Below are 16,778 nucleotides of genomic sequence, written 5' to 3' on the forward strand. Positions count from 1 at the left end.
CGCGCCGCCTCACTTCTGCAAAAGCGCCTTCAGGCTCGCGAGCCGGTCCTTCGGCGTCATCGGCGCTTCCTCCGGCGTCGGCGGCGGCGCTTCGTCGAGCCCCATCTCGGGAATGAAGCGCGACGGCTCGCACACGACCGTCTCGCGCGCCCGCTTGCGCTTCTTGCACCAGTTCAGGTGCAGGCTGCGCTGCGCGCGCGTGATCGCGACGTACATCAGCCGGCGCTCCTCCTCGATCCGCTCGCTGTCGATCGGGCCGTCGTCCTCGCTGCCGCCGCGGTGCGGCATGATCCCTTCCTCGACGCCGACCAGGAACACGTGCGGATACTCGAGCCCCTTCGACGCATGGACGGTCGACAGCCGCACGGCGTCCGGATCCTCGTCCTTGCCTTCGAGCATCGACATCAGCGCGACGGTCTGGATCAGGCCGAGCAGGTTCTTGCCGGTATCCGCAAGCCCGTCCGCGTTGTGGAAGCCGTCGGCCTCGCCGTCGACGGCTTCGGTCTCGGGCTTGGTGCCCTTGCGCTTCAGCCATTCGAGGAATTCGAGCACGTTCTGCCACTTCGACTGCGCCTGCCGCTCGTCGAACGCGTCGTACAGGTAGGCCTCGTAGTGGATGGCCTCCATCATGTCGTCGAGCACGACGGTCGCGGGCTCCTTGTCCGCGCGATCGGTCAGGCGCTGGATGAAGTCGCAGAACATCCTGAGCGGCTCGACCTGCCGCGCGGACAGCCGCGCCTCGATCCCGCCCATGTACACGGCCTCGAACAGCGACACCTTCGCCTGGCCCGCGAACGAGCCGAGCGCCTCGAGCGTCGTGTTGCCGATGCCGCGGCGCGGCGTCGTGACCGCGCGGATGAACGCGGGATCGTCGTCGGCGTTCGCAATCAGCCGCAGGTACGCGCACAGATCCTTGATCTCGGCCTTGTCGAAGAACGACTGGCCGCCCGACAGCACGTATGGAATCCGCTCGCGCCGCAGCACCTGCTCGAAGATTCGCGCCTGGAAGTTGCCGCGATACAGGATCGCGTAGTCGCGGAACTGCGCGCGCCGCTCGAACTTGTGCGCGGACAGCCGGAACACGACCGATTCGGCCTCATGCTCCTCGTCGTTGCACGGCGTGACGGTGATCGAGTCGCCCATCCCGTGCTCGGACCACAGCTTCTTCTCGAACAGCTTCGGGTTGTTCGCGATCACGTTGTTGGCAGCGGTCAGGATCCGCACCGTCGACCGGTAGTTCTGCTCGAGCTTGATCACGTGCAGCTTCGGGAAATCCTTGCCGAGCTGCGCGAGGTTCTCGAGCGTAGCGCCGCGCCAGCCGTAGATCGCCTGGTCGTCGTCGCCCACCGCCGTGAACGCGGCGCGCGGGCCGGCGAGCAGCTTCAGCAGCTCGTACTGGCACGCGTTGGTGTCCTGGTATTCGTCGATCAGCAGGTAGCGCAGCTTGTTCTGCCAGCGGTCGCGCACCTGCTCGTTCTTCGCGAACAGCTCGGCCGGCAGGCGGATCAGGTCGTCGAAGTCGACCGCCTGGTACGCATGCAGCGTCGCGACGTAGTTGCGGTAGACCAGCGCCGCCTGGTGCTCGTCCTCGTTGGCCGCGATCGTCATCGCCTCCTCGGGCATGATCAGGCCGTTCTTCCACAGCGAGATGGTGCTCTGGATCTTGCGGATCAGGCCCTTGTCGGTGGTGCCGATCTGCTCCTGGATCATCCCGAAGCAGTCGTCCGAATCCATGATCGAGAACTGCGGCTTCAGGCCGACGTGCTCGGCCTCCTGGCGCAGGATCTGCACGCCGAGCGAGTGGAACGTACACACGGTGAGCTGGTTGACGGGCACCTTGCGACCTTCCTTGCCGGGCGTGGTGAGCGTCTTGCCCTCGAGCAGCTTCGACACGCGCTCGCGCATTTCGGCGGCGGCCTTGTTCGTGAACGTGACGGCCGCGATGTGGCGCGGCTCGAAGCCTTTCGCTTCGATCAGGTGCGCGATCTTCTGCGTGATCACGCGGGTCTTGCCGCTGCCCGCGCCGGCGAGCACGAGGCAGGGACCGTCGAGGTAGCGCACCGCTTCGTTCTGAGCGGAGTTGAGGCCTGCGGACATGATGGCGGATGATGTTGCGGTTGACGGCGAACGCCGGGAGGATGCCGCGCGCGACGGGCCTGGAATGCAGGCGGACACGCGGGGCAGGACGCGCATGTTAACACGTCGGCGACGCGCTTTTCGGGAGCGCCGCCGGACGGGGCCGGGCGGGCAGGCGGTCGTTTCTCGGGCGGGCGTGTGCCGGCTTTTCGTGCGGGCAAGCTGCCGTTTCGCCTTCTTGTCGGGTTCTTTATCCAGTCCTCGCCGATCCTTGTCCGGACGGCCAATCCGGCCCCATCCACGGCCCGATCGGTCACAATGGGCGGTCGTCGCGGTGGCAAGCCCGCGGCGGGACGCGCCCCCAACGCCGCCCGCGGGGTCGATGCGCGCAGCGCCGGCGGCCCGACGCAAATTGCGGGCTGCGGCCGCGCACATGCCGTGTCCTGCCGGGCATTTTGCCGAACGCGTCGGTGTGCGCCGCCGCGCCATGCCAAAATAGCCGGTCGTCCTCGCGCCCCAGCGGCGCGCCCTCTTTTCGTTTCGTACGCAGCCAGGGATTGCCATGTCGTCATTGCTCAGGATTGGTTTGATGGGTTTCGGTTTCGCCGGCGCGACGTTCCACGCGCCCGTGATCGCCACGAGCGGCCGCACCGAGGTCGCCGCGATCGCGACGGGGCAACCCGATCGCGCGCGCGCCGCCTTTCCGGGCGCCCGCATCGTCCCCGATCTCGACACGCTGCTCGGCCTCGACGATATCGACTGCGTGGTGATCGCCACGCCGAACGACACGCACTTCGCGCTCGCGCGCCAGGTGCTCCAGGCCGGCCGCCACGTCGTCGTCGACAAGCCCGTCACGCTCACGGCCGACGAAGCGCTCGCGCTCGCGCGGCTCGCGAACGCGCGCAGCCGCCTATTCGCGCCGTTCCACAACCGCCGCTGGGACGGCGACTTCCTCACCGTGCGCCGCATCGTCGAATCCGGCGAACTCGGCCGGCTCACCTATTTCGCGTCGCACTTCGACCGCTTCCGGCCGACGCCGCGCACGCGCTGGCGCGAGGAGCCCGCACGCGGCGGCGGCCTGCTGCTCGATCTCGGCCCGCACCTGATCGATCAGGCGCTCGCGCTGTTCGGGCTGCCGGAAACGGTCAGCGCCACGGTCAAGACACGCCGCGACAACGGCACGGCGCCCGATTTCGTGCACCTGCTGCTCGGCTATCCGGACAAGGACGTCGCGCTGCATGCGAGCGCGCTGTCGGCGATCGAGCCCGCGCGCTTCACGCTGCACGGCACGCGCGGCAGCTACCAGAAGTTCGGGCTCGACACGCAGGAAGACCAGTTGAAGGCCGGCCTCACGCCGGATCACGTCGAGTTCGGCGGCGGCAACCCGCCCGGCGTGCTGCGCGTGCTCGACGGCGAGGTCGAGGTCGAGCGGCCGGTGCCGACGCTCGACGGGCAGTACGCGGAGTTCTATCGCGCGCTCGCCGCGTCGGTCCACGACGGCGCGCCGTTCCCGGTCACGCCGCAGGACGCCGTCGACGTGATGACGATCATCGAGCTCGCCGCGCAGAGCGAGCACGAAGGCCGCCGGGTACCGTTCGTGCGTCGCACCGTCTGACGGCCGCCGGCCGGGTCGTCGCCCCGGCCGCAGCCGCCACCTCGCGCCGCGCCGCCCCCGGCTGCGGCCACCCGTCAGCCGCCACGGCGCCACGATCCCGAACATTCCGTTACAAATGGTGCGGGAACGAAAGTCAGCGGTCGTCCGGTCTGACGCGTTTCTCAAAAAGTCGATCCGACACCAAACCGTCAGGAGAATGTGATGCAACGGTTGATTCGCGCAGCGGCATGCTGCGTCCTGGTTTCCTCGCTCGCGGCCTGCGTCGTGCAGCCGCAGCGGCCGGCCCGACAGGCGCCCCCGCCCCCGCCGCGGCCGAATCCGCAGGTCGTCGCGAACGATCGCCTGCAGGAGGTCCAGGGCCGGATCGACAACCTGCACCGGCGCATCGACGCGCGCGTGAACGGCGGCTACTACCCGCCGCCGTACGGCGCGCAGCTGCACCACCGCCTCGACGTGATCCGCCAGGAAGCGAACGACATGTCGGGCCAGCACAACGGCGGCCTGTCCGGCGACGAGCAGCGCGTGCTGAACCAGGAACTCGACACGGCCGCGCGCGCGATCGGCGAGTAATCCCGGCCATGCCGGCGCCCGCCGGTGCCGGCAGAAGCGGCGGCGCCGCACGCCGCCGCTTGTCGCGAAGCGACATTCTTTTGCTCAAATTGACAATGCCCACCCGCTCGCGTACAGTCGCCCGCACGCGTCGGGAGAGCGTGTGACCGCGTAGCAGCAACGCCGGTCGCGCCGCCGAAGGGGCACACCCGCAAACTCTCAGGCAAAAGGACCGACCGCGTCGGGGAATCCCGTCCGCGCATTGCGCGGGCCGCACTCCCCGCACTCTGGAGAGCGGCAGTAGCCCGCAGCACATTGGCTGCGCGGGCAGGCTGCCCACCGAAGGGGCGCGCGTTCGCCGGCTCGTGGCCGCGGCGCAATCTCTCAGGTATCGAGGACAGAGGGGCATGTACCGGATCGTTTCGCAGGCCCCAAGGCCGCGACGGTCGGCACATGGCCGTTCTGACCCGCGCGCAAGCGCCTTGCCTGAGGCCTCGATGACTGCACTGAATCAAACCCCGCTCAACGCCGCGCACCGCGCGCTCAATGCCCGCATGGTCGACTTCGGCGGCTGGGACATGCCCGTCAACTACGGCTCGCAGATCGAAGAACACGAAGCCGTGCGCACCGACGCCGGCATGTTCGACGTGTCGCACATGTGCGTCGTCGATTTCACCGGCAGCCGCGTGCGCGCGTTCTTCGAGCACGCGATCGCGAACAACGTCGGCAAGCTCAAGATCCCCGGCAAGGCGCTCTACTCGTGCCTGCTCAATCCGCAGGGCGGCGTCATCGACGACCTGATCGTCTATTACTTCACCGAAGACTTCTTCCGCGTCGTCGTCAACGCCGGCACGGCCGAGAAGGACATCGCGTGGTTCAACCAGCTCAACGAACAAGGCGGCTACGGCCTGACCATCGCGCCGCGCCGCGATTTCGCGATCGTCGCCGTTCAGGGCCCGAACGCCCGTGAAAAGGTCTGGACGACGGTGCCCGCCGCGCGCGCCGCGACCAGCGAGCTGAAGCCGTTCAACGCCGCGCAGGTCGCCGGCACGCCGTTCGGCGACCTCACCGTCGCGCGCACCGGCTACACGGGCGAAGACGGCTTCGAGGTGATCGTCCCGGCCGTGCACGTCGAAGCGCTGTGGAACGCGCTGCAGCAAAACGGCGTGCGCCCGTGCGGGCTCGGCGCGCGCGACACGCTGCGCCTCGAGGCCGGCATGAACCTGTACGGCCAAGACATGGACGACACCGTGTCCCCACTCGACGCGGGCCTCGCGTGGACGGTCGACCTGTCGGCGCCGCGCGAGTTCGTCGGCCGCGCCGCGCTCGAGGCAAACGGCACGCGCGCCGCGTTCGTCGGCCTGATCCTGCAGAAGGAAAACGGCAAGGCAGGCGGCGTGCTGCGCGCGCACCAGAAGGTCGTCACGCCGCACGGCGAAGGCGAGATCACGAGCGGCACGTTCTCGCCGTCGATGCAGGAGTCGATCGCATTCGCGCGCGTGCCGGCGGCCGTCCAGGTCGGCGACACGGTCCATGTGCAGATTCGAGACAAGCAACTTCCCGCGCGCGTGGTAAAACTGCCGTTCGTGCGCAACGGCAAGGTCCTCGCTGCGTAACGACCGGGAGGCGACCGGGAGGCCGCCTGCCGCGAAGCCGGGAAATGGCGCCCGGCGCAACCACACCCGGCGCGCCCCGGCGGCGCGCCAGCATAACGAACACACCCTTTTATCCAGGAGCATCCGATGAGCAACGTCCCGGCCGATCTGAAGTACACCGACGAACACGAGTGGGTCCGCACCGAAGCCGACGGCACGCTGACGGTCGGCATCACCGATCACGCGCAGAGCACGCTCGGCGACATCGTCTTCCTCGAGCTGCCGCAAGTCGGCAAGTCGGTGAACGCGGGCGACGCCGTCGGCGTCGTCGAATCGGTGAAGGCGGCATCCGACATCTACTCGCCGGTGTCCGGCGAAGTCGTCGCCATCAACGAAGAAGCCGCCGACTCGCCGGAAGAAGTGAACAGCGACGCATACGGCGTGTGGCTCTTCAAGATCAAGCTCGCGGCCGGCGCGTCGACCGACAAGCTGATCGACGCTGACGCCTACAGCAAGCTGATCGACTAATTTTCCTTACCCGAACCGCGCGGGGCCGGCCTCGGCCCGCGCGGGACCAGAGTCACGCCATGAAGCTCGAACACCCGGACCGCCTGATGAACCGCACGCCCCTCTCGCTCGCCGCGCTCGAAACGCACGACGCGTTCGCAGAACGCCACATCGGCCCCGATGCCGCCAGCCAGCAGGCCATGCTCGACACGCTCGGCTTCGCGTCGCGCGCCGCCCTGATCGACGCCGTGATCCCGGCCTCGATCCGCCGCGCCGAAACGCTGCCGCTCGGCCCGTTCGCGCAACCGAAGAGCGAGGCCGAAGCCCTCGCCGCGCTGCGCGCCCTCGCGGACAAGAACCAGGTGTTCCGCTCGTATATCGGCCAGGGCTATTACGACTCGCACACGCCGGCCGTGATCCTGCGCAACGTGCTCGAAAACCCGGCGTGGTACACGGCCTACACGCCGTACCAGCCCGAAATTTCCCAGGGTCGCCTCGAGGCGCTCCTGAACTTCCAGCAGATGGTCGCCGACCTCACGGGCCTCGCGATCTCGAACGCCTCGCTGCTGGACGAAGCAACCGCCGCGGCCGAAGCGATGACGCTGCTGCAGCGCACCGGCAAGCCGGCGTCGAACGTGTTCTACGTCGCCGACGACGTGCTGCCGCAGACGCTCGAAGTGATCCGCACGCGCGCGCTGCCGATCGGCATCGAGGTCAAGACGGGCCCGGCGGCCGACGCCGCGCAGGCGAACGCGTTCGGCGTGCTGCTCCAGTACCCGGGCGTGTACGGCGACGTGCGCGACTACCGCGCGCTCACTGAAGCGATCCACGCGGCCGGCGGCCATGTGGTCGTCGCGGCCGACCTGCTCGCACTGACCGTGCTGACGCCGCCCGGCGAATGGGGCGCGGACGTCGCGGTCGGCAACACGCAGCGCTTCGGCGTGCCGATGGGCTTCGGCGGCCCGCACGCCGCTTACATGGCCGTGCGTGACGAATTCAAGCGCCAGATGCCGGGCCGCCTGGTCGGCGTGACGGTCGACGCGCAGGGCAAGCCCGCGCTGCGCCTCGCGCTGCAGACGCGCGAACAGCACATCCGCCGCGAGAAGGCGACGTCGAACGTGTGTACCGCGCAGGCGCTGCTCGCGATCATGGCGAGCATGTACGCGGTCTACCACGGCCCGCACGGCCTGAAGACGATCGCGCTGCGCGTGAACCGCATCGCGGCGCTGTTCGCCGCCGGCGTGAAGCAGCTCGGCTTCGCGACCGTCAACGACACGTTCTTCGACACGCTGACGATCGATACCGGCGCACGCACCGCGCAGGTCCACGAATTCGCGAAGGCCAAGCGCATCAACCTGCGTCGCGTGAGCGACACGCAAGTCGGCGTGTCGGTCGACGAAACGACGACCCGCGACGACCTCGCCGATCTCCTCGCCGTGTTCGCGCAGGCCGCGGGCGGCACCGCGCCGGCCGTGGACGCGCTGGACGCAGGCCTCGGCGGCGTCGCCGTGCTGCCGGCCGGCCTCGAGCGCACGAGCGCGTACCTGACGCACCACGTGTTCAACCGCCACCATTCCGAAACCGAAATGCTGCGCTACCTGCGCAGCCTGTCAGACAAGGATCTCGCGCTCGACCGTTCGATGATCCCGCTCGGTTCGTGCACGATGAAGCTGAACGCGACGTCGGAAATGCTGCCGGTCACGTGGCCCGAATTCGGCCGGATCCATCCGTTCGCACCGGCCGAGCAGACCGTCGGCTACCGCGAGATGATCGACCAGCTCGAGCAGATGCTCGTCGCCGCGACCGGCTATGCGGCCGTGTCGCTGCAGCCGAACGCCGGCTCGCAGGGCGAATACGCGGGCCTCTTGATCATCCACGCTTACCACGCATCGCGCGGCGAAGCGCATCGCGACGTGTGCCTGATCCCGGCCTCCGCGCACGGCACGAACCCGGCGTCGGCGCACATGGCCGGCATGAAGGTCGTGGTCGTCGCGTGCGACGCGCAGGGCAACGTCGACATCGCCGACCTGAAGGCGAAGGCCGAGCAGCACGCGAACGACCTCGCGGCGATCATGATCACGTATCCGTCGACGCACGGCGTGTTCGAGCAGAACGTCCGCGAGATCTGCGAGATCGTGCATGCGCACGGCGGCCAGGTGTACGTCGACGGCGCGAACATGAACGCGATGGTCGGCCTGACCGCGCCGGGCCAGTTCGGCGGCGACGTGTCGCACCTGAACCTGCACAAGACCTTCTGCATCCCGCACGGCGGCGGCGGCCCGGGCGTCGGCCCGGTCGCGGTCGGCGCGCACCTCGCGAAGTTCCTGCCGAACCAGCGTTCGACCGGCTACGCGCGTGCGGAAGACGGCATCGGCGCGGTGTCGGCCGCGCCGTACGGCTCGGCGTCGATCCTGCCGATCTCGTGGATGTACATCGCGATGATGGGCGCGAAGAACCTGACCGCCGCGACGGAAACCGCGATCCTCAACGCGAACTACATCGCGAAGCGCCTCGCGCCGCACTATCCGGTGCTGTATTCGGGCCCGGGCGGGCTGGTCGCGCACGAGTGCATTCTCGACCTGCGTCCGCTCAAGGAAACGAGCGGCATCAGCGTCGACGACGTCGCGAAGCGCCTGATGGACTACGGCTTCCACGCGCCGACGATGAGCTTCCCGGTGCCGGGCACGCTGATGGTCGAGCCGACCGAATCGGAATCGCAGGAAGAACTCGACCGCTTCATCGCCGCGATGATCGCGATCCGCGAGGAAATCCGTGCCGTCGAGGAAGGCCGCGCCGACCGCGAGGACAACCCGCTGCGTCACGCGCCGCACACGGCAGCCGTCGTCACCGCGAACGAATGGCCGCACGCGTACTCGCGCGAGCAGGCGGCGTACCCGGTCGCGTCGCTCGGCACGAACAAGTACTGGCCGCCGGTCGGCCGTGCGGACAACGCCTACGGCGACCGCAACCTGTTCTGCTCGTGCGTGCCGGTGTCGGACTACGCATAACGCTCGCCGCGCTCCGGAGTCCGGCCGTGACCACACCGCACGCAACCCTCGGTTGCGTGCGGTTTTTGCGTCCGCTGCCTGCCCGATCGATTCACGTTTGCCCGCCAATCCGGCTAACATCACACGCGATCCAGCCAATCAAGGAGTTCCGCATGGTGCGTCCGATGTTTCCGGGCCAGGGTGCCACGCAGGAGCGGCCGCGCACGCGCCGCGTCGTGCCGCTGCTCGTCGCGTCGCTGTCGTTGGCCGCCGGCCTCGGCACGGCCGGCAGCGCGCGCGCGGCGATGAATTTCTGCGCGGCGCCCGCGTTGCAGGCGAGCGAGACGACGCAGGCCGAGCCGGGCGTGCAGGCACTGATCCGCAGCGTCGACGCGCGCATCGGCGAGCAGCCGAAGGCAATGGCGCGCGTGCACACCGAGGGCACGCTGCCGCACGAAGGCATCTACGACCAGAGCGCCGACGCGCTGAAGGACATGGAGCTGATGCGCGACGCCGCGCTCGCGTGGCGCGTGACCAATGCGCCGCGCTACCTGCAGCTCGTCGACCGCTTCCTGTCCGCGTGGGTGTCGACCTATCAGCCGGGCTTCAACCCGATCGACGAGACGCGCTTCGACAGCCTGATCATCGCGTACGACATGACGGCGAGCGCGCTGCCGGTCAAGACGCGTAACGCGACGGCGGCGTTCATCGCGAAGCTCGGCGCCGGTTACGTCGCGCAGATCGACGCGCAGAAGCGCCCGCTCGCCGGCACCTGGCGCAACAACTGGCAGAGCCACCGGATCAAGCTGATCGCGCTGTCCGCGTTCACGCTCGGCGACCGCAAGATGATGAACGCCGCGCAGCGGCTGTTCGTCGAGCATCTCGCCGACAACATCGGCCCGGACGGCAAGACCTGGGATTTCGAGGAACGCGATGCGCTGCATTACGCGGTGTACGACTTGCAACCGCTGGTGACGGCCGCGCTCGCCGCGCGCCGCTTCAACCGCAACTGGCTGCGCGAGCGCGGCGCGAACGGCGCGACGCTCGCGGCCGCGCTCGACTGGCTCGTGCCGTACGCGCTCGGCGAGAAAACGCACGAGGAATTCGTGAATTCGCCGGTGCCGTTCGACGCGAAGCGCCGCGAGGCCGGCTTGCCGGGTTATACGGGGCAGTGGGACCCGAAAAACGCCACCGAACTCTTTCATCTGGCCGCGCGTCTCGACGGGCGCTATGCGCGCGTCGCGCGGCAACTCTCCCCCATGCCGCCCGCATGGCTCGCCGCGTGCCTGCCATTGCAGGCGCGCTAGCATTATTCTTAAAGCAAGGCAGGTATCAAGATGGCAGTCAGCGTGTTTGACCTCTTCAAGATCGGCATCGGCCCGTCCAGTTCGCATACGGTCGGACCGATGCGCGCGGCGCTGATGTTCGTGCAGGGCCTCGAGCGCGACGGGATGCTCGACGCGACGGCCAGCGTGAAGGTCGAGCTGTACGGCTCGCTCGGTGCGACCGGCAAGGGCCACGGCACCGACCGCGGCGTGATGCTCGGCCTGCTCGGCGACGCGCCCGACACCGTCGACCCCGAGACGATCGACGCGCGTCTGGAAGACGTCCGCAAGTCGAAGAAGCTCGCGCTGCTCGGCACGCATCCGGTGCCGTTCGTGCTGAAGGAGAACATCGCGTTCTACCGGCAGGCGCTGCCCGAACACCCGAACGGCATGAAGCTGCGCGCGTCCAACGCGAACGGCGACGTGCTGGTCGAGCGCACCTACCTGTCCGTCGGCGGCGGCTTCGTCGTGACGGCCGGTGCGCCGAACACGAAGGTGCTGAGCGCGGCCGAGCAGATGACGCATCCGTTCCGCACCGGCGCCGAGCTGCTCGCGCTGACCGAGTCGACCGGCAAGTCGATCGCGCAGCTGATGTGGGAAAACGAGCGCGCGTGGCACACCGAGGAAGAAACGCGCGACGGGCTGCTGAAGATCTGGGCCGTGATGCAGTCGTGCGTGTCGCGCGGCTGCGGGATCGGCAACCCGGAAGCCGACGGGAACCTGCCCGGCCCGTTCCAGGTCAAGCGCCGTGCGCCGCAGCTGTATCGCGCGCTGACCGGCAATCCCGAGCGTGCGCTGCAGGATCCGCTGTCGATGGTCGACTGGATCAACCTGTATGCGATCGCGGTCAACGAGGAAAACGCGGCCGGCGGCCGCGTCGTCACCGCGCCGACCAACGGCGCGGCCGGCATCATCCCGGCCGTGCTGCACTACTACACGCGCTTCACGCCGGGCGCGAACGAACAGGGCGTGATCGACTTCCTGCTGACCGCCGCCGCGATCGGCATCCTGTACAAGCTCAACGCGTCGATTTCGGGTGCGGAAGTGGGCTGCCAGGGCGAAGTGGGCGTCGCGTGCTCGATGGCGGCCGGCGCGCTCGCGGCCGTGCTCGGCGGCACGCCGCGCCAGGTCGAGAACGCGGCCGAGATCGGGATGGAGCACAACCTCGGCCTCACCTGCGACCCGGTCGGCGGGATGGTGCAGATCCCGTGCATCGAGCGCAACGCGATGGCGTCGGTGAAGGCCGTCAATGCAGCGCGCATGGCGCTGCGCGGCGACGGCTCGCACTACGTGTCGCTCGACTCGGTGATCAAGACGATGCGCGAGACGGGCGCCGACATGAAGACGAAGTACAAGGAAACGTCGCGCGGCGGGCTGGCGGTGAATATCGTCGAGTGCTGATGCCGGGTCCGGCGGTCATGCGGGTGGATCGATATCCCGCATGACCGTCGGACACAATCACCGCCATCAATCGTTCAGCCAGTTCTCCAGCCGCAATCCCGGATAGCTGACGAAATCCCGCTCGTTGTTGGTCACGAGCGCGACGTCGAGCGACACCGCATGCGCGGCGATCAGCTTGTCGAGATGATCCTTCTTCCGCTCGCGGGTTGCGTCGCGGACCGGACCATACGCTTGCGCCGCCGCGACGTCGAACGGAGCAACGGGGATATCGTCGATCAGCGCGGCGAGATGGCGACGCTCCCGCGCAGGATTCGCACATGCGGCGACGCCGTACTCGAGCTCGGCATACGTGATCGCCGACATCACCACATCTCCCGTGTAGCACTGCGCAAATCGTTTCGCGACTTGCTCAGGCTGGTTCTTCATCAGATAGATGCACATGTTGGTGTCGAGCATGTAGCGCGGCATTACAGCTCCTCGCGATCGGCCTGCTCCTGGTCGCCGCGCCCTTCGGCCATGAAATCCGGCCCGAATTTCGCGAATTTCTCGAGTACGCGGGTCAACGGCCGCCGTATCGGTCGAATACGGATTTCGTCACCGATACGCTCGATTTCCAGTTCGATATCACTGCGCTCATAGGCGAGGTCGGCGGGAATTCGCACGGCCTGCGAATTGCCGTTCCGAAATACCTTCGTCGTGTGCATGTCGATCTCCGCATGGATGTACATGGGATGTACATTATCCGATGCGGTCTGCGATGTAAATCCGTGTGTGTACATAACATGCGTTCCCTTGAAATCCTTCATCCGCCGCTCGACGCCGACTCGCGGATATCGGGCATCACGGCCACTGCCGTCGCGCATGCAGCACGCGGAGGATCTCGACGATCCCCTCAGCCGGTCTGATGCGATACACGAGCACGTAGTTCGGCGCGACCACCAGTTCGCGCGTGCCGGCCACTCGCCCTTGCCGATACGGCTCTGCACGGGCCGGCAACGTGGCGGCCCTTTGTTCCAGCAGTTCGTCGAGTTCGCTTGCGGCCTGCGGGTCGTCCTCGCCGATGTAGTCCATGATCACGGCGCGATCCTCGTACGCCTTCGGATTCCAGTGCAGCGCGAAGGTCAAGAAGCATCCCCTCGCCTGCCCGCGAGCCGTTCACGCAGCGCCGCACGGCGCGACGCGAAGTCGACGCTCACCTCCGCGTCCGGAATCGACGCGCGCGGATCGTCCAGCGCCTGCTGCACCTGCTCGCGAAACCAGCGATCGTGGGCCGCTGCCTCGTGTGCCGCCCTCATCGCGGCCGCCCGATCGGGCCGGGTCGCCCGGCCGGCCGCATCCGGGTCGAACTCCGACGCATCCACATCGAAACGGCTGATGCCGATGTCGCGCAGAAAGCCGACCAGCGTTTCAAAGCGGCGAAACACCCGCACGTCGCCGCGTTTGGCCGACAGAAAGCGTTCGTTCGTGCCGCAACGAGCCGAGATCGTCCACCCGCTGCCGCAGCCAACTACACGGGCCGCGTGCACGGCGCCGGCTTCGACCAGTTCCGTCAGCGTCTTTTGATCGATCGTTTCGGTTGCCATGGTGATCCTCGATCCAGTTAACCATCCGTTGGCCAAAATTTTACTATTGAATGGCATCCCACTTTATTATTGCTTGGGGTTCGATTTCCCTGCCGGGACAAGCATTCATCCCGACTCCCATCGTGTCCACTTTTCACTCTTGGCCCAGCGCGCACAAGCTGGCCGTTCGGCGAGCCGCACCGGCAAACGTGCAACATCCACGACCCGAGCTCCCCGCGTTCCGACACTTTTCACCGGCCAGCGTGCCGGCGCCCCGACAACAGGCGTAATCTGTACATCCCGCTACCCAGGGAGACGGCAGCCCATGTCGCATTCCAAGGATCTCGAGCAGCGCGCCACCACCGGCGCGCGACTGCTCGTCGATGCGTTGCTCGCCAATCACGTCGAACGCGTGTTCTGCGTGCCGGGCGAGAGCTTTCTCGCCGTACTCGATGCGCTGGCGGACGACACCGCGCGGATCCAGACGGTCGTCTGCCGCCACGAAGCGGCGGCCGCGAACATGGCGGAAGCGGTCGGCAAGCTGACCGGCCGCCCCGGCATCGCGTTCGTCACGCGCGGGCCCGGCGCGACCCACGCGTCGATCGGCGTGCACACCGCATTCCAGGATTCGACGCCGATGATCCTGTTCGTCGGCCAGTGCGCGCGCGAGCACCTCGACCGCGAAGCCTTCCAGGAAATCGACTACCGCCGGATGTTCGGCCAGATGGCGAAATGGGTCGCGCAGATCGAGGACCCGCGCCGCATTCCCGAATACCTGAGCCATGCCTTCCACGTCGCGACGTCCGGCCGGCCCGGCCCGGTCGTGCTCGCGCTGCCCGAGGACGTGCTGTCCGACGCGTGCGCGCCGCAGCCCGTCGTGCCGGCCGCGAAACGCGTCGCGGCCGCGCCGTCGGCCGCGCAGGTCGACGAGCTGCGCGAACGGCTCGCGCGCGCCGAGCGGCCGTTCGCGATCGTCGGCGGCAGCGGCTGGACGCCCGACGCATGCGCGAACCTGCGCACCTTCGTCGAGCGCTGGCAACTGCCGGTCGCGTGCGCGTTCCGCTTCCAGGACACCTTCGACAACGCGCACCCGAACTACGCGGGCGACGTCGGCCTCGGGATCAATCCCGCGCTCGCCAAGCGGATCCGCGACGCCGACCTGCTGCTGGTGCTCGGCCCGCGTCTCGGCGAAGCGACGACGGGCGGCTACACGCTGCTCGACATCCCGAAGACGCGCCAGACGCTGATCCACGTGCACCAGGGCGCGGACGAGCTCGGCCGCGTGTATGCGGCCGACCTGCCGATCGTGTCCGGGATGCCGGAAATCGCGGCGCCGCTCGCGGCGCTCGAACCGCCGGCGCACCCCGTGTGGGCCGGCACGGCCGCCGACGCGCACCGCGCGTACCGCGAATGGCACGCGCCGCTGCCGATGCCCGGCGACGTCCAGCTCGGCGACGTGATGGTGCAGTTGCGCGAGCGCCTGCCGCACGACGCGATCCTGACCAACGGCGCCGGCAACTACGCGATCTGGCTGCATCGACACTTCGCGTACCGGCACTTTCGCTCGCAGCTCGCGCCGACCAGCGGCGCGATGGGCTACGGGCTGCCCGCCGCGCTCGCCGCGAAGTCGCTGTATCCGTCGCGGGCCGTCGTCGCGCTCGCCGGCGACGGCTGCTTCATGATGGCCGGCAACGAACTCGCGACCGCGATGCAGTACGGGCTGAACATCGTCGCCATCGTCGTCAACAACGGGCATTTCGGCACGATCCGCATGCATCAGGAGCGCAACTATCCGGGGCGCGTGCACGGCACCGGGCTCACGAACCCCGATTTCGCCGCGTATGCGCGCGCGTTCGGCGCGCATGGCGAGACGGTCGAGCGCACCGCCGACTTCGCGCTGGCACTGGAGCGCGCACTGACCTGCGGGCTGCCGGCGCTGATCGAGATCCGCATCCCGCAGGACGCCAGCACGCCGGCCGCGACGCTCGAGCAGATCCGCGAGCAGGGCCGCCGCGCGCGCGGCGCGTGACCATGGAAATGCGCGCCGCGCCGGCCAGCCTCGCGCTGTCGCGCGACGACGCGCTGACGCATCCGGGCACGCTGCTCGCGCCCGACGGCACGCTCGTCGCCCCCTACGACCTCGAGCACGGCGGCGCCGCCGCGGAGGATCACGTGCCGGCCGCGCCGGCGCTCGGCCTGCTGCACGCCGCCCACCGTCCGTTCCGGCTCGACTACGGCCGCACGGCGGACGTGTACGTGATCAACGGAATGGGCGTCGCGCTCGGCGACTCGGTGATCGGGCTGACCGCGCTCGCCGCGCTGCGCGTGATGCATCCCGGCCTGCGCTTCACGCTCTACCGGCCGGCCCGCACGCCGCGCTACGTCGCCGCGCTGTATGCGCTCGCCGCCGACGTCGTCGCGCCGTCGCGTGCGCTGCCGTGCGCCGCCGACACACTGCCCGAGCACGCGCCGCGCATCGATCTCGGCAATCACCTGTACTGGCCCGCTTTCGCGCGACAGCCGATGATCGATTTCTTCCTCGACGCGCTCGGCGCGGACCCGGCCACGGTGCCGGCCGCCGCGAAGCGCAATCGCTGGCTCGCGCGGCTGGCCCTGCCCGCCCTGCCGGCCGAATGGCGGCGGCCGTACGTGCTGTTCTGCCCGAGCGCGAGCACTGCAGTGCGCAGCGTGCCGCCGGCACTGCGCGCGGCTTTCGTGGAGCGGCTCGCGCGGCGTTACGGGCTGCCGGTGGTCGGCTTCGGCCCCGTCGCGCATCCGGCCTATGTCGACGTGAGCCGCGACGCGGCCGATACCGCGCGCTTCATTGCCTGGGTCAGCGGCGCGAGCGTGCTGTTCGCGCCCGACACGGCCGCGCTGCATCTCGCCGACGGTTTCGACGTGCCGACGCTCGGCTGTTTCACGACGATCGGCCCGGCGCTGCGCGTGCGCGACTATCCGCACTGCGTCCCGGTCGCGCTCGATGTGCCGGACGCATTGCACGGGCTGCATCGCAGCGAGCGGCCGGACGACCTCGCGGCGGTCGAAGCCGCTTACCGGGCGATCGACTGGGATGCCTTGCCGTGGCCTGCGCCGCGCGAAGCGGCGGCTACCGCCGGATAGGGATGGAGAAAAGGGAGTCGCCCGGATGACCGGACGCACCG

The 16,778-nt window shown here is 68.7% G+C and carries 14 protein-coding genes and 2 riboswitches; of the genes, 9 read left to right on the forward strand and 5 right to left on the reverse strand.

All coding sequences use genetic code 11. From position 1 onward, the window contains the following. Window positions 1-9 precede the first annotated feature (9 nt). Window positions 10-2,097 (reverse strand): UvrD-helicase domain-containing protein, encoded by a 2,088-nt coding sequence (locus tag U4Z31_RS15785; protein WP_321810763.1) that lies wholly within the window; start codon window positions 2,095-2,097, stop codon window positions 10-12. Window positions 2,098-2,638: 541 nt separating this feature from the next. Between U4Z31_RS15785 and U4Z31_RS15790 the strand changes: the two genes are divergently transcribed. From U4Z31_RS15790 to U4Z31_RS15820, 7 genes are all read left to right on the forward strand, one after another. Then, window positions 2,639-3,691: an oxidoreductase gene (locus U4Z31_RS15790; protein WP_044848371.1), complete on the forward strand. Its 1,053-nt coding sequence runs from the start codon at window positions 2,639-2,641 to the stop codon at window positions 3,689-3,691. A 201-nt stretch (window positions 3,692-3,892) separates the two neighbouring features. Next, complete coding sequence (locus U4Z31_RS15795; RefSeq protein ID WP_044848372.1) at window positions 3,893-4,261, forward strand: hypothetical protein; 369 nt, start codon at window positions 3,893-3,895, stop codon at window positions 4,259-4,261. A 121-nt stretch (window positions 4,262-4,382) separates the two neighbouring features. Further along, window positions 4,383-4,486, forward strand: a riboswitch (glycine riboswitch). A 31-nt stretch (window positions 4,487-4,517) separates the two neighbouring features. Then, window positions 4,518-4,651, forward strand: a riboswitch (glycine riboswitch). 86 nt (window positions 4,652-4,737) lie between these two features. Further along, on the forward strand, window positions 4,738-5,856 hold the full coding sequence (gene gcvT, locus U4Z31_RS15800) for a glycine cleavage system aminomethyltransferase GcvT (RefSeq protein ID WP_321802062.1): 1,119 nt from the start codon (window positions 4,738-4,740) through the stop codon (window positions 5,854-5,856). Between the two features lie 126 nt (window positions 5,857-5,982). Beyond that, window positions 5,983-6,363, forward strand: coding sequence for a glycine cleavage system protein GcvH (gene gcvH / locus U4Z31_RS15805; protein ID WP_044848374.1), 381 nt, complete (start codon window positions 5,983-5,985; stop codon window positions 6,361-6,363). A 59-nt stretch (window positions 6,364-6,422) separates the two neighbouring features. Continuing rightward, window positions 6,423-9,350 (forward strand): aminomethyl-transferring glycine dehydrogenase, encoded by a 2,928-nt coding sequence (gene gcvP / locus U4Z31_RS15810; RefSeq protein WP_124486850.1) that lies wholly within the window; start codon window positions 6,423-6,425, stop codon window positions 9,348-9,350. Window positions 9,351-9,502: 152 nt separating this feature from the next. Next, on the forward strand, window positions 9,503-10,636 hold the full coding sequence (locus U4Z31_RS15815) for an alginate lyase family protein (protein WP_321810764.1): 1,134 nt from the start codon (window positions 9,503-9,505) through the stop codon (window positions 10,634-10,636). 30 nt (window positions 10,637-10,666) lie between these two features. Further along, complete coding sequence (locus U4Z31_RS15820; RefSeq protein WP_321810765.1) at window positions 10,667-12,055, forward strand: L-serine ammonia-lyase; 1,389 nt, start codon at window positions 10,667-10,669, stop codon at window positions 12,053-12,055. 66 nt (window positions 12,056-12,121) lie between these two features. On the opposite strand, the gene U4Z31_RS15825 is transcribed toward U4Z31_RS15820, so the two are convergent. The 4 genes from U4Z31_RS15825 to U4Z31_RS15840 all read right to left on the reverse strand — a co-directional run bounded on the left by U4Z31_RS15825 (window position 12,122) and on the right by U4Z31_RS15840 (window position 13,638). Continuing rightward, window positions 12,122-12,523, reverse strand: a complete 402-nt coding sequence (locus U4Z31_RS15825; RefSeq protein ID WP_321810766.1) for a type II toxin-antitoxin system VapC family toxin — start codon at window positions 12,521-12,523, stop codon at window positions 12,122-12,124. Further along, window positions 12,523-12,759: a type II toxin-antitoxin system VapB family antitoxin gene (gene vapB / locus U4Z31_RS15830; RefSeq protein WP_044848395.1), complete on the reverse strand. Its 237-nt coding sequence runs from the start codon at window positions 12,757-12,759 to the stop codon at window positions 12,523-12,525. Before vapB ends, U4Z31_RS15825 begins: the two co-directional genes overlap by 1 nt. 136 nt (window positions 12,760-12,895) lie before the next feature. Beyond that, the gene (locus tag U4Z31_RS15835) at window positions 12,896-13,180 is read right to left on the reverse strand and encodes a type II toxin-antitoxin system RelE/ParE family toxin (RefSeq protein ID WP_321810767.1); all 285 of its coding nucleotides are present in this window, start codon (window positions 13,178-13,180) and stop codon (window positions 12,896-12,898) included. Next, the gene (locus tag U4Z31_RS15840) at window positions 13,177-13,638 is read right to left on the reverse strand and encodes a hypothetical protein (RefSeq protein ID WP_321810801.1); all 462 of its coding nucleotides are present in this window, start codon (window positions 13,636-13,638) and stop codon (window positions 13,177-13,179) included. Before U4Z31_RS15840 ends, U4Z31_RS15835 begins: the two co-directional genes overlap by 4 nt. Before the next feature lie 304 nt (window positions 13,639-13,942). On the opposite strand from U4Z31_RS15840, the gene U4Z31_RS15845 reads away from it, so the two are divergent. Together U4Z31_RS15845 and U4Z31_RS15850 are read left to right on the forward strand one after the other, a co-directional pair. After that, on the forward strand, window positions 13,943-15,646 hold the full coding sequence (locus tag U4Z31_RS15845) for a thiamine pyrophosphate-binding protein (protein ID WP_321810768.1): 1,704 nt from the start codon (window positions 13,943-13,945) through the stop codon (window positions 15,644-15,646). A gap of 2 nt (window positions 15,647-15,648) precedes the next feature. Continuing rightward, on the forward strand, window positions 15,649-16,737 hold the full coding sequence (locus U4Z31_RS15850; RefSeq protein WP_321810769.1) for an ADP-heptose--LPS heptosyltransferase: 1,089 nt from the start codon (window positions 15,649-15,651) through the stop codon (window positions 16,735-16,737). Window positions 16,738-16,778: the final 41 nt, after the last annotated feature.

This window comes from Burkholderia sp. BCC1985 (assembly GCF_905339915.1).
Classification (GTDB): Bacteria; Pseudomonadota; Gammaproteobacteria; order Burkholderiales; family Burkholderiaceae; genus Burkholderia.